General features: G+C 39.6%; 9 protein-coding genes. 8 read left to right on the forward strand and 1 reads right to left on the reverse strand.

Annotation, left to right across the window (positions count from 1 at the left end; genetic code table 11):
• The 7 genes from dnaA (at position 1) to gyrA (ending at position 9,957) form a co-directional block, all read left to right on the forward strand.
• A complete protein-coding gene (gene dnaA, locus MKY65_RS00005) occupies positions 1–1,344 on the forward strand; it encodes a chromosomal replication initiator protein DnaA (RefSeq protein WP_042528650.1) in 1,344 nt (447 codons plus the stop codon).
• Positions 1,345–1,714: 370 nt separating this feature from the next.
• Positions 1,715–2,851 (forward strand): DNA polymerase III subunit beta, encoded by a 1,137-nt coding sequence (dnaN, locus tag MKY65_RS00010; protein WP_339181221.1) that lies wholly within the window; start codon positions 1,715–1,717, stop codon positions 2,849–2,851.
• A 385-nt stretch (positions 2,852–3,236) separates the two neighbouring features.
• Positions 3,237–3,458 carry a S4 domain-containing protein YaaA gene (yaaA, locus tag MKY65_RS00015; protein WP_339181223.1) on the forward strand — a complete coding sequence of 74 codons (222 nt, stop codon included), beginning with the start codon at positions 3,237–3,239 and terminating at the stop codon, positions 3,456–3,458.
• Positions 3,459–3,461: 3 nt separating this feature from the next.
• A complete protein-coding gene (gene recF / locus MKY65_RS00020; protein WP_339181225.1) occupies positions 3,462–4,586 on the forward strand; it encodes a DNA replication/repair protein RecF in 1,125 nt (374 codons plus the stop codon).
• Positions 4,587–4,728: 142 nt separating this feature from the next.
• Positions 4,729–5,001: a DUF370 domain-containing protein gene (locus MKY65_RS00025; RefSeq protein ID WP_339181227.1), complete on the forward strand. Its 273-nt coding sequence runs from the start codon at positions 4,729–4,731 to the stop codon at positions 4,999–5,001.
• Between the two features lie 128 nt (positions 5,002–5,129).
• Positions 5,130–7,037, forward strand: coding sequence for a DNA topoisomerase (ATP-hydrolyzing) subunit B (gene gyrB, locus MKY65_RS00030; RefSeq protein WP_339185357.1), 1,908 nt, complete (start codon positions 5,130–5,132; stop codon positions 7,035–7,037).
• 406 nt (positions 7,038–7,443) lie between these two features.
• Positions 7,444–9,957: a DNA gyrase subunit A gene (gene gyrA / locus MKY65_RS00035; RefSeq protein ID WP_339181229.1), complete on the forward strand. Its 2,514-nt coding sequence runs from the start codon at positions 7,444–7,446 to the stop codon at positions 9,955–9,957.
• Positions 9,958–10,052: 95 nt separating this feature from the next.
• Here the strand turns inward: gyrA and MKY65_RS00040 are convergent, their stop codons facing one another.
• A complete protein-coding gene (locus MKY65_RS00040) occupies positions 10,053–10,997 on the reverse strand; it encodes a YaaC family protein (protein ID WP_339181231.1) in 945 nt (314 codons plus the stop codon).
• Positions 10,998–11,248: 251 nt separating this feature from the next.
• On the opposite strand from MKY65_RS00040, the gene guaB reads away from it, so the two are divergent.
• Complete coding sequence (gene guaB / locus MKY65_RS00045) at positions 11,249–12,721, forward strand: IMP dehydrogenase (protein ID WP_339181233.1); 1,473 nt, start codon at positions 11,249–11,251, stop codon at positions 12,719–12,721.
• Positions 12,722–12,867: the final 146 nt, after the last annotated feature.

The raw sequence follows: 12,867 nt of genomic DNA on the forward strand, positions 1-12,867 counted from the left end.
TTGGAAAATATTGAAGAACTTTGGGATGCCACATTGGACATTATTAAAGAGAAATTAAGTAAGCCAAGCTTTGACACCTGGCTGAAGAATACAAAAGCCCTTCACTTAGAAAAAAATACATTGGTTATCTCTGCTCCAAATGAATTTACAAAGGACTGGCTGGAGACACAGTATACGGATCTAATTACGCAAACATTGGAAAAAACCACTGGGACAAGTCTGAATGCAAAATTTATTATTCCTGATTCTGTGGAAGAGCCGTCCGATCAAAAACCCATGCCAAAACCGAATATCGATGCAAAAACAACGGATTCCCCCAAGTCAATGCTTAATGATAAATATACATTTGATACATTTGTTATCGGCGCCGGAAATCGCTTTGCACACGCAGCATCGCTAGCTGTAGCGGAAGCTCCTGCTAAAGCGTACAATCCCTTATTTATTTATGGCGGCGTCGGTTTAGGAAAAACACATTTAATGCATGCAATTGGTCATTATGTAAGAGAACATAATAAAGATGCGAAAGTGGTTTACCTGACTTCTGAAAAATTTACGAATGAATTTATCAACGCCATTATGGATAATAAATCAAATCATTTCCGTAATAAATATCGCAATATTGATGTCCTTCTTATTGATGATATTCAATTTATTGCTGGAAAAGAATCCACCCAGGAAGAATTTTTCCATACATTTAATGCGCTGCATGAAGAAAGCAAGCAAATTATTATTTCCAGTGACCGGCCGCCAAAAGAAATTCCTACATTAGAGGATCGTTTGCGTTCACGCTTTGAATGGGGTCTGATTACCGATATCACACCTCCTGATTTAGAAACAAGAATTGCTATTTTAAATAAAAAGGCAAAAGCAGAAGGTTTAGATATTCCAAATGAGGTTATGCTCTATATTGCTAATCAAATCAATACAAATATCCGGGAGCTGGAGGGTGCGCTGATACGTGTTGTTGCCTATTCTTCTTTAGTCAATCAAGACATTGACGCATCGTTGGCAGCAAACGCATTAAAGGATATTATTCCAAGTAATAAACCAAAAGAAATTACCATTCCTGCGATTCAAGAGGTGGTCGCAGACCGGTATCATATCCGTCTGGAAGATTTTCCTGCTAAAAAACGTACCAAATCGATTGCCTTTCCGAGACAGATTGCAATGTATTTGTCACGGGAACTTACGGATTCTTCCCTGCCTAAAATTGGCCAGGAATTTGGCGGAAGAGATCATACGACCGTCATTCACGCCCATGAAAAAATTTCGAAGCTGCTTGAAACAGATACAGAGCTCGATCGGGATATTGAAGAATTAAAAGAAAAACTTAAATCCTTATAATACATGTTCAAAAAATGCGTTTTTATTGGAGTTTTTGAGCATCCATCTATAGTGAAAACACAACAAAGGCAAACCTAAATAGAAACAGGATTGCCTTTGTTGTCCTCCTGCTTTTTAATTATGCAGAAGGAAGCAGCTGTGTATGCTGTGAAAAAAGCGAATCACTTATGAACAGGTTATGCACATGTGGAAAACTTTGATGTTTTCACGCTAATTTCACTTATCCACAGTAACCACAACACTTATTACTGTTATTACTGGTTTTATATTATAATTAATAAATATATAGAACCCTTTTTTATTGATTTTGAAAAGAATTTAAGAAATCGTTGCTGTAAAACTTTTCTTAAAACCTGAGGAGGATATAAACATGCGTTTTACAATACAAAGAGATAAACTGATTGCCAGTGTGCAGGATGTTATGAAAGCAATCTCTTCCAGAACAGTTATTCCAATATTGACTGGAATGAAGATAGAAGTGAGACAACACGGAGTGACATTAACCGGAAGTGATTCAGATATTTCTATTGAATCTTATATTCCTGCAGAAGATGAAGATAAAGTATATGTTGAAAATATAGAAGATGGAACCATTGTATTGCAGGCTAAATATTTTCCTGAAATTGTCCGCAAGCTCCCGGAAGCACAAGTAGATATAGTTGTTGATGAGCAGTTTAATGTCAAAATTACTTCCGGAAAATCAGAATTTAATTTAAATGGACAGAGTGCCGATGAATATCCGCACCTTCCGCAAGTAGAAACAGAAAATAGCTTTGAAATGCCGATTGACTTATTAAAAAGTATGATCAAACAGACTGTTTTTGCTGTGTCTACGATGGAAACCAGACCAATTTTAACCGGAGTAAATATCAAGCTGGAGGATCAAAAACTTGTATTTACAGCCACCGACAGCCACCGACTGGCCAAAAGAGAAGTTCCAGTAACAGGAACGAATGTCTCGATAGAGCAGGTTGTTGTTCCTGGAAAAAGTCTCAATGAACTCTATAAAATTTTAAATGATTCAGAGGAAACGGTAGAAATCAGTGTAACGAATAACCAAATTCTTTTCCGTACGAAGCATTTAAATTTCTTATCCCGATTACTGGACGGGAATTATCCAGAAACATCGAGATTGATTCCGGATCACAGTAAAACAACGATCCAAATAAAAACAACACCGTTGTTAAGATCAATCGAACGTGCTTCTTTATTAGCAAAAGAAGAAAGAAATAATGTTGTTAAATTTACCAGCAATGATGACGGGGTTATCCAGATTTCAAGTAACTCTCCAGAAATCGGAAATGTTGAAGAAGAAGTCACAGCTGATCAGATTAACGGAGAGAATTTAAAGATATCCTTCAGTTCAAAATATATGATCGATGCGCTAAAAGCGATTGAATATGATGAAGTAGTGATAGAATTTACTGGAGCAATGCGTCCATTTATCATTTGCCCGGTAGAAAATGATTCCATCCTGCAGCTTATTTTACCGGTAAGAACCTATTAATTTTTTACGCATTACGCGTTAAAAAAGCATTCTAACTGGATAATAAGTAAAAGTTATACCTGATCATTTAAAAGCTCTTTTGTGGAAGAAAGAGCTTTTTCTTTTGGATCAGAATCGATAATGAGAAAGAAAACCGCATTTTTTTGACAACCCCTTTTAAAAAACAACAGAAAACGCGCTCTAAGAAGAGATTAGGAAAATAAGAATTCCCCCATTAAAAATGTCTTAAAAGCTCTGTAATGCATCTTTTTGTAATTATTTGAGGCCTATTCTTCCTTTTTTAATCAATCTTTAGTAAAATAGATAATAGAGGAAAAAATAATCGTATTTGTCTTTGGACAAAATAAAGGCAGATAAAACAAATAGAAAGTATTTGGTGATATCCATGCATGAACAGATAAAAATAGATACGGAATACATTACGCTTGGGCAATGCATCAAGCTGATTAACTTTTTAGATTCTGGCGGAATGGTCAAAGCATATCTTCAAGATATAGGTGCTGTGGTAAATGGGGAACGTGAACATCGCCGCGGAAGAAAATTATATCCCGAAGATGTCCTTGAAATTGATGAGGTAGGATCATTTATCATTCTTAAAGAGGATTAAAACATGCATATTGAACAGTTAAAATTAACCAATTACCGCAACTATGAAACATTGGATATTACATTTGATGATAAAGTAAATGTCATCATTGGTGAGAATGCTCAAGGGAAAACGAATCTGATGGAAGCTATTTATGTGCTCTCTTTTACCCGTTCTCATCGGACAATGCGGGAAAAAGAGCTCATACGCTGGGATTCAGATTATGCTACAATAGAGGGCAGGATTACAAAAAGAAATCAATCGATTCCCCTGCAAATCTCCATTTCATCCAAAGGAAAAAAAGCAAAAGTAAATCATTTGGAGCAGCACCGGTTAAGTGACTATATTGGTGCGGTTAATGTGGTTATGTTTGCACCGGAGGATTTAACCATTGTAAAAGGTGCTCCGCAGATTCGCCGGCGTTTTATGGATATGGAGTTAGGCCAAATCCAGCCAACCTATATATACCATTTATCTCAATATCAAAAAATACTAAAGCAAAGAAACCATTTATTAAAGCAGCTGCAGCGCAGGAGCTCTGCTGATGAAACGATGTTGGATGTATTAACAGACCAACTGGTTGAGCATGCTTCTTTTTTGTTGGAGAGAAGATTTGTCTATCTTGATTTGTTAAGAAAATGGGCAGGACCGATTCATGAAGGCATCAGCCGCAATCTAGAAAACTTAGAAATTCAATATGACGCGACAATAAAGGTATCAGAAGAGGCAGATAAGGAGAAAATAACTACTATCTACCAAGATTCCTTCAAGGATGTCCGTGAAAAAGAAATAGAACGCGGCACCACGCTGATTGGTCCGCACCGGGATGACCTTATCTTCTTAGTAAATGGCAAAGATGTACAAACATATGGTTCTCAGGGACAGCAGCGGACAACCGCATTGTCGATTAAACTGGCTGAGATTGAATTGATTTATCAGGAAGTCGGCGAATATCCTATTCTTTTACTGGATGACGTGTTAAGTGAACTGGATGATTATCGCCAGTCGCATTTATTAAATACCATTCAGGGAAAAGTGCAGACGTTTGTGTCCACCACGAATGTAGACGGGATTCACCACGAAACGCTAAAAAATGCTGAGTTATTTTATGTTCATCAGGGAGTTGCGACCAATAAAGAAGAGTCATAATCTCCATCTGTAAGAAGAGGATGTACAAAAAGTTTCCAGGGTATTGTATTTTTTGGCACCTAAGAGCGTTTATTCTTTATACAAAATATAACCCTGAGGATGGAAAAAAGTCTGGTTTAATGAAGAAAGGAAGCGATTGATCGTGTTCATTCACATTGGCAATGACAATGTTATCCGGTCTCGGGAAATCGTTGCGATTATTGATTACGATTTATATACCAATGCATCAGGAATGTATCAAATGATACAGGAATGGAAGCAGCAAAAAAAAGTTTCCGGTCCTGAAAAAAAGGCCAAATCCATTATGGTTACTGCAGATCATATTTTTTTCAGTTCTTTATCTGTAACTACCTTAAGAAAACGGTCAGGTATTTTAACCACAATCAGTAATTTAGAGGATTATTATGAAGAGTAAGCCTGAGATAACAAAATCAAGAGATTTCTGCTCAGGAATATGCAGAGCCTTCTCTTTTTAATATATACAAATGGATGGATTGTAATTCATATAGAAATGAGTGTGAGAAGATGTCGATGGAAGACAAAATGACAGAAAACCAAGCCTATGATGCTGATCAGATACAAGTACTTGAAGGTCTTGAGGCAGTTCGAAAAAGACCGGGAATGTATATTGGCTCCACCAGTGAAAAAGGATTACATCACCTTGTCTGGGAGATAGTGGATAACAGTATCGATGAAGCACTGGCAGGTTATTGTGATCATATCGAAGTCATTATCGAAGAAGATAACAGTATTACTGTAAAAGATAACGGCCGGGGGATTCCTGTCGGTATTCAAAAGAAAACAGGCCGTCCAGCGCTGGAAGTAATTATGACAGTCCTTCATGCCGGCGGTAAATTCGGCGGCGGCGGATATAAGGTTTCCGGCGGACTTCATGGTGTAGGTGCATCTGTTGTAAATGCTCTTTCCAGTAAATTAGAGGTGACCGTCCACCTTGATGGGAAAATTCACTATCTTTCTTTTCATAAAGGAATTCCTGATGGAGAGATTGAGATTATTGGTGATACGGATATTACTGGAACAACAACACACTTTATACCGGATCCGGAAATTTTCACAGAAACTACCGAATATAACTATGAAACATTAGAACAGCGTCTGAGAGAGCTTGCCTTTTTAAACAAAGGATTGCGTATCTCGATTGAAGATAAACGATCTGGAAAAGAGCCGGCATCTTACTACTATGAGGGCGGAATCAGCTCTTATGTTGAATTCATTAATAAAAATAAAGAAGTATTGCATGAACCTTTCTTTGCAGAAGGCGAAGACCAGGGAATAGCCGTGGAGATTGCTATTCAGTATAACGATGGTTTTGCAACCAGTTTATATTCATTTGCGAATAATATCCATACGTATGAGGGCGGTACACATGAAGTTGGTTTCCGTTCCGGTTTGACACGTGCTATCAACGATTATGCGAAAAAGAACAGCTTATTGAAAGATAGTGAAGCCAATCTGTCTGGAGAGGATGTCCGGGAAGGGCTGACAGCGATTGTTTCTGTGAAGCATCCAGACCCGCAATTTGAAGGGCAGACAAAAACAAAGCTGGGTAATAGTGAAGTCCGTGCTATTACGGATGGTGTATTTTCAGAGTCTTTCTCTAAATTCCTTTATGAAAACCCGACAATTGCCAAAATCGTTGTGGATAAAGGACTTATGGCGTCCAGAGCACGCCTGGCAGCGAAAAAAGCAAGAGAGCTGACCCGTCGTAAAAGTGCATTGGATGTAACAAGTCTGCCGGGCAAGCTTGCTGATTGTTCTTCTAAAGATGCCTCTTTGAGTGAACTGTATATCGTAGAGGGTGACTCTGCCGGCGGTTCTGCAAAATCAGGAAGAGACCGTCATTACCAGGCTATCCTGCCATTGCGCGGGAAAATCCTGAATGTCGAAAAAGCGCGCTTAGATCGAATTTTATCAAATAATGAAGTACGAGCTATGATTACGGCATTAGGAACCGGTATCGGCGAAGAGTTTGATATTACAAAGGCACGCTACCACAAAGTAGTCATTATGACAGATGCCGATGTAGATGGAGCTCACATCAGAACGTTATTATTAACCTTTTTCTACCGATATATGCGTCCGTTGATTGAGCATGGGTATATTTATATTGCCCAGCCGCCGCTTTATCAGATCAAACAAGGAAAGTCTGTTCACTATGTTTATTCTGATAAAGGACTGGACGCGCTTCTGGAAGAGATTCCAAAAGCACCAAAACCAGGTATTCAGCGTTATAAAGGGTTAGGAGAAATGAATGCAGATCAGCTATGGGATACCACAATGAACCCAGAATCCCGTACACTGCTGCAGGTTGAACTCAGCGACGCAATCGACGCAGACCAGGTTTTCGATATGCTGATGGGCGATAAAGTAGAACCACGACGCAACTTTATCGAAGAAAATGCCCAATACGTACAAAACTTAGATATTTAAGTATCACATCCTTTTAATAAAGACAACAAAGCGGATAGAAATACTTCTATCCCTTTCTTGTCAGATATAATTAAAACGATTAAATTACATGCTTGCGTTTTTTATAACAAGATTGAATGGTGATTATACACTATAACTAGCGGAAGAAATACACGGAGACTCCCGTGGGAAAGCGCAGTGGTCTTCGGTGGGGCGAGTAATCGCAGTCCCAGTGGGAAGACCCCGCAGAAAAAGCGGTCTTCTTTTTCGAGGAGGCTGAGCGCAAGCCCACAGGAAAGCGTAGTGTATTTCTGTAGCGGCTGCTACTTGAGCTGTTTATATTTTATGCATATTGAAATGCAATTCAACTGATAATGAAAGATTCAAGGAATCACTAACACAATGGTGATTGGGAGGTTATTAGACTATGGCAGAGGAAAATCGTCCGAGTGTCCAGGAAATAAATATAAGTAAAGAGATGCGCACATCCTTCTTGGATTATGCAATGAGCGTTATTGTGGCAAGAGCATTGCCAGATGTTCGCGACGGAATGAAGCCCGTACATCGCCGTATCCTTTACGCAATGAATGATTTAGGAATGCACTCTGACAAAGCATTTAAAAAATCAGCACGTATCGTCGGAGAGGTTATTGGTAAGTACCATCCGCACGGTGACTCAGCTGTTTATGAAACGATGGTAAGAATGGCACAGGATTTCAGTTACCGATATATGCTTGTCGATGGACACGGTAACTTTGGTTCGGTCGATGGCGATTCAGCAGCAGCGATGCGTTATACAGAAGCACGTATGTCTAAGATTTCCATGGAGCTGCTTCGCGACATTAATAAAGACACGATTGATTATCAGGATAACTATGACGGAGCCGAACGCGAGCCGGTTGTATTTCCGGCACGTTTTCCGAATTTACTTGTCAATGGAACTTCCGGGATTGCGGTTGGTATGGCCACCAATATTCCGCCGCATCATCTTGGAGAGACAATTGATGCTGTCCTGGCAATCAGTAAAGACCCTGATTTAACTGTCGATGAAATTATGGAAAAATATCTTCCTGGACCAGATTTCCCTACTGCAGGGCAAATCTTAGGCAGAAGCGGTATCCGCAAAGCGTATGAAACAGGAAAAGGATCCATTACCATCCGGGCAAAAATCAATATTGAGCAAGGCAAAAATGACAAAGAAACCATTATTGTGACAGAGCTTCCTTATCAGGTAAACAAAGCCAAGCTGATTGAAAAAATAGCCGAGCTGGTCCGTGATAAGAAAATTGATGGCATTACCGATCTTCGTGACGAATCAGACCGTAATGGCATGCGGGTTGTTATGGAGCTTAGAAGAGATGCAAATGCGAATGTGGTTTTGAATAATTTATATAAGCATACGTCCCTGCAAACGACATTTGGTATCAATATGCTTGCACTGGTGGATGGACGCCCGCATGTCTTAAATGTCAAGCAATGTCTGATGCATTATTTAGACCACCAAAAAGTAATTATCAAGCGTCGTACAGCTTTTGAATTAAATAAAGCAGAAGCACGCGCACATATTTTAGAAGGCTTGCGTGTTGCACTCGATCATTTGGATGAGGTTATTTCTTTAATCCGTAATTCAAAAACAGCAGATATTGCAAGAGAAGGCTTAATGGAACGTTACGAGTTATCCGAGAAACAAGCCCAAGCTATTCTTGATATGCGTTTGCAGCGTTTAACAGGATTAGAACGCGAAAAAATTGAAGAAGAATACAAAGAGCTGCAGGCATTGATTGCTGAATTAAAAGCTATTTTAGCGGATGAAGAGAAAGTATTGGAAATCATTCGTGAAGAGCTGACGGAAATCAAAGAGAAGTTCCGTGATGAACGCCGTACAGAAATCGTTGCCGGCGGAGCGGGCTTCTTTGAAGATGAAGATTTGATTCCGGAAGAGAATATCGTTATTACATTGACCCACCAGGGCTATATTAAACGCTTGCCTGCTTCTACTTACCGTACGCAGCGCCGCGGCGGACGAGGTATCCAGGGCATGGGAACCAATGAGGATGACTTTGTAGAACACCTTGTATCCACATCAACACATGATACAGTTCTTTTCTTTACGAATAAAGGGAAGGTATATAAAACAAAGGGTTACGAAGTACCGGAGTTCAGCCGGACGGCTAAAGGGATTCCGATTATTAACCTGCTTCAAGTAGAAAAAGGAGAATGGGTGAACGCTGTTATCTCTGTATCTGAGTTTGATGAAGATCACTTCTTATTCTTTACAACGAAGCATGGGGTTGCAAAACGTACATCCCTTGAAAAATTCAAAAACATCCGTAAAGGCGGCCTGATTGCTGTAAATCTTCGGGAAGAGGATGAGCTGATTTCTGTCCGCATGACAGATGGCGAAAAAGAAATTATGATTGCTACGAAAAATGGCTATCTGATTCGTTTTGAAGAAGAACAAATGCGTCCAATGGGCAGAACCGCAGCAGGAGTAAAAGGCATTTCTCTGCGTGAGGATGATGAAGTCGTTTCTATGGAAATTATGGATGAAGGTTCTAAAATTCTTCATGTAACCAGCAAAGGATTTGGAAAGCAGACACCAGAAGATGAATATCGCCGTATCAATCGTGGCGGTAAAGGTGTATTTACGTGTAAGCTGGATGAAAAAACAGGACATGTAGTCGATGTAAAAGCCATCCAGGGCGACGAAGACTTAATGGTTATTACTGCCGGCGGCGTGCTGATCCGAATGCAAGTATCCGATATTTCACAAACTGGAAGAAATACCAAAGGGGTACACTTGATTCGTCTGCAGGATGACGAAGAAGTTGCAACAGTAGCACGGATTGAGAAAGAAGAAGAGGAAGTTGCAGAGGAAATCGAAGCATCTGAGGAAAATAGCGATGTAAATGATGGTGCAGACGATAATAACGAGGAATAGACAAAACAATGAAATGTGGAAAGATGATATAAAACAACAGGCGAGCTATGAGTCATCATAACTCGCCTGTTGTTTTTGTTTCTACTTAAATAGCTTCATTCTTTGAAATTCTGTAGTAAATGCTGGCCGATAAGCGCTGGTGTTTTTTGCTGGGTGATGGTTAAAAATTGTTGGATAAGCGGATATTCCCGGTCTGCTTTCATTTGTATCAGCTCGCCCCACCATTCTGTTTCATAACGGCAAATCATGCTCAAATTAAATAACAGCAGATAATGTACCAGGATTTCAGAATAAGGAAAATAGTTGGCCCGATTCGCTGGAAAATAAATAAACTCATTATGCAAGTGATAACGAAACGGACCATTCCAATCTGTAACGGGTTCTGTCAGATAAAGCTGTAATTCCTCCTTTTTTTGCTGTATATCCTCGATAGGAGGCAAAAATGCCCGAATACGCTCGACAAAGGTATCTTCTTTTAAATAAAACCCATCTAAAATCCGATTGGGAAAACGAAGCAGCTTACTGTTTTTATTTCCAATAATAATCATCGTATCTTCCTGATAAAGCTGCCAAATATTGCTTAATTCTGGAATAGAAGCTAATAACAGGCGCATCGAAACACGTTCTAATGGAAAGGGATAGAGAGAAAATAAATGGCGGCTTACATATGGAAATAACCCCTTTTGCTGTAATTTGACCTCATCCTCAATAAATCGATAATCCTTGCGTTTTCTTTTCCGGGCAGTCAGTCCATGCGCAAGAACAGCTGTTGTTTCCGGATAATCAGGGCGCTTTGACAGCAGCCAACCTTTTAAAAGATGTGTCATTCCATAAAAAGACAGAACAGGCTGAACCAGCACATTGCTTTGCCTGCTTGATTCTATAAAGCATGTTCCATTATGGATATAATGGATAAAAGCAGAGCTGTTTTGATAGCTTTTTGCCTGAGCTTCACGAAGAAATGAGTAACTTTTCTTCAGGTAATTTTGTGCATTTTCCTGAGTGGTTAAAAATGGATATAAATCTTCAACATGCATCATTTCTACAGCTCCATAACTATTTAAATATTTTGAATCTATCCTCTATTTTTTCTATATGTAGGGTGCTTGAAAAAGCATGAAAAAAAGCGTAATGTAAGTAAAAATAGATATTTGCTGCTACTTTCACAAAGGTTGGTATTTTTTAAGCAGTTTCTCCGATATTTGATAAGGATATACCTTGAAAACTGTATAATACCCGTAAATAAAGTGAATTGGGGTTGCGAATTCAATGATTGGAGGATGAGCTAGCAATGAGAGAAGACAAATTTGCAAAAGAAGGTTTGACATTTGATGATGTATTGCTTGTTCCGGCAGAATCAGATGTTTTACCAAACCAGGTGGATCTGAGTGTTGATTTAACATCAAATTTAAAATTGAAATCCCCATTTATCAGTGCTGGAATGGATACTGTAACAGAAGCAGAAATGGCAATTGCGATGGCACGTCAAGGCGGGTTTGGAGTCATTCATAAGAATATGTCTATTGAACAGCAGGCAGAGGAAGTAGACCGTGTGAAACGCTCAGAAAGCGGCGTAATCACGAACCCATTCTTCTTAACTCCGGAGCATCAGGTTTATGATGCGGAACATTTAATGGGAAAATACCGCATTTCAGGAGTTCCCATTGTAAATAATATTGAGGAACAAAAGCTCGTCGGTATTTTAACCAATCGTGATTTACGTTTTATTGAAGATTATTCCATTTTGATTTCGGAAGTGATGACCACAGAGGAATTAGTGACAGCGCCAGTGGGAACAACACTGGATGAAGCAGAGAAGCTTCTGCAGAAATATAAAATTGAAAAACTGCCTCTTGTTGATAATCAGGGAATTCTTAAAGGGTTAATTACGATTAAAGATATTGAAAAGGTCATTGAATTCCCAAATGCAGCAAAGGATGCACAAGGACGGTTGATTGCAGCAGCTGCAGTCGGTGTGACAGGCGACGCGATGAAGCGGATTGAAAAATTAGTGGATGTCGGTGTTGATGCCATTGTGATCGACACCGCACATGGCCATTCTAAAGGTGTTCTCGATCAATTAAAACACATTCGCGAAACTTACCCTGATTTGACAATTATTGCAGGAAATGTTGCCACAGAGGATGGGACAAGAGCTTTAATTGAAGCAGGAGCTTCTGTTGTCAAAGTAGGTATTGGACCGGGGTCCATCTGTACCACAAGAGTAGTAGCAGGGGTCGGTGTACCGCAAATCACAGCAGTTTATGACTGCGCAACAGCAGCAAAAGAATATGGCGTACCCGTTATTGCAGACGGCGGAATCAAATACTCCGGCGATATTGTGAAGGCCTTGGCATCAGGTGCACATGCTGTGATGCTGGGAAGTATTTTTGCCGGAACAAAGGAAAGCCCTGGAGAAACAGAAATTTTCCAAGGACGTCAATATAAAGTATATCGCGGCATGGGTTCTGTCGGAGCAATGCAAGCAGGCTCCAAAGACCGTTATTTCCAAAGTGAATCAGAGAATAAAAAGCTTGTTCCAGAAGGCATTGAAGGACGTATTGCGTATAAAGGCTCGTTGGGAGATACCTTCCATCAGCTGGCAGGCGGTTTACGCTCCGGCATGGGATATTGCGGAACAAAAAATCTGGAGAGCTTAAGAAATGATTCTCGTTTTATCCGGATTACAGGGGCTGGATTGAAGGAAAGCCATCCGCATGATGTACAGATTACGAAAGAAGCACCGAACTATTTTATGCAGTAAAAAAGAGGATGCTCAAGTAATTTAGTTGATGACAAATTTGTGTCATACGGTCGTAAAAAAAATAGATGGAGGATGTTGCTCCATCTATTTTTTTATGAATTTTTATGGTAAAATGTGAAGCGTGCTCAGCAGAATACATAGAACGT

The organism is Oceanobacillus sp. FSL W7-1293 (assembly GCF_037969815.1).
GTDB lineage: Bacteria > Bacillota > Bacilli > Bacillales > Amphibacillaceae > Oceanobacillus > Oceanobacillus oncorhynchi.

What these genes read in the sequence shown, in the direction of transcription:
- dnaN (WP_339181221.1), top strand. Translation starts at nt 1,715, where the DNA reads ATGCGTTTTACAATACAAAGAGATAAACTGATTGCCAGTGTGCAGGAT.
- yaaA (WP_339181223.1), top strand. Translation starts at nt 3,237, where the DNA reads ATGCATGAACAGATAAAAATAGATACGGAATACATTACGCTTGGGCAA.
- recF (WP_339181225.1), top strand. Translation starts at nt 3,462, where the DNA reads ATGCATATTGAACAGTTAAAATTAACCAATTACCGCAACTATGAAACA.
- gyrB (WP_339185357.1), top strand. Translation starts at nt 5,130, where the DNA reads ATGACAGAAAACCAAGCCTATGATGCTGATCAGATACAAGTACTTGAA.
- gyrA (WP_339181229.1), top strand. Translation starts at nt 7,444, where the DNA reads ATGGCAGAGGAAAATCGTCCGAGTGTCCAGGAAATAAATATAAGTAAA.
- MKY65_RS00040 (WP_339181231.1), bottom strand. Translation starts at nt 10,997, where the DNA reads ATGATGCATGTTGAAGATTTATATCCATTTTTAACCACTCAGGAAAAT.
- guaB (WP_339181233.1), top strand. Translation starts at nt 11,249, where the DNA reads ATGAGAGAAGACAAATTTGCAAAAGAAGGTTTGACATTTGATGATGTA.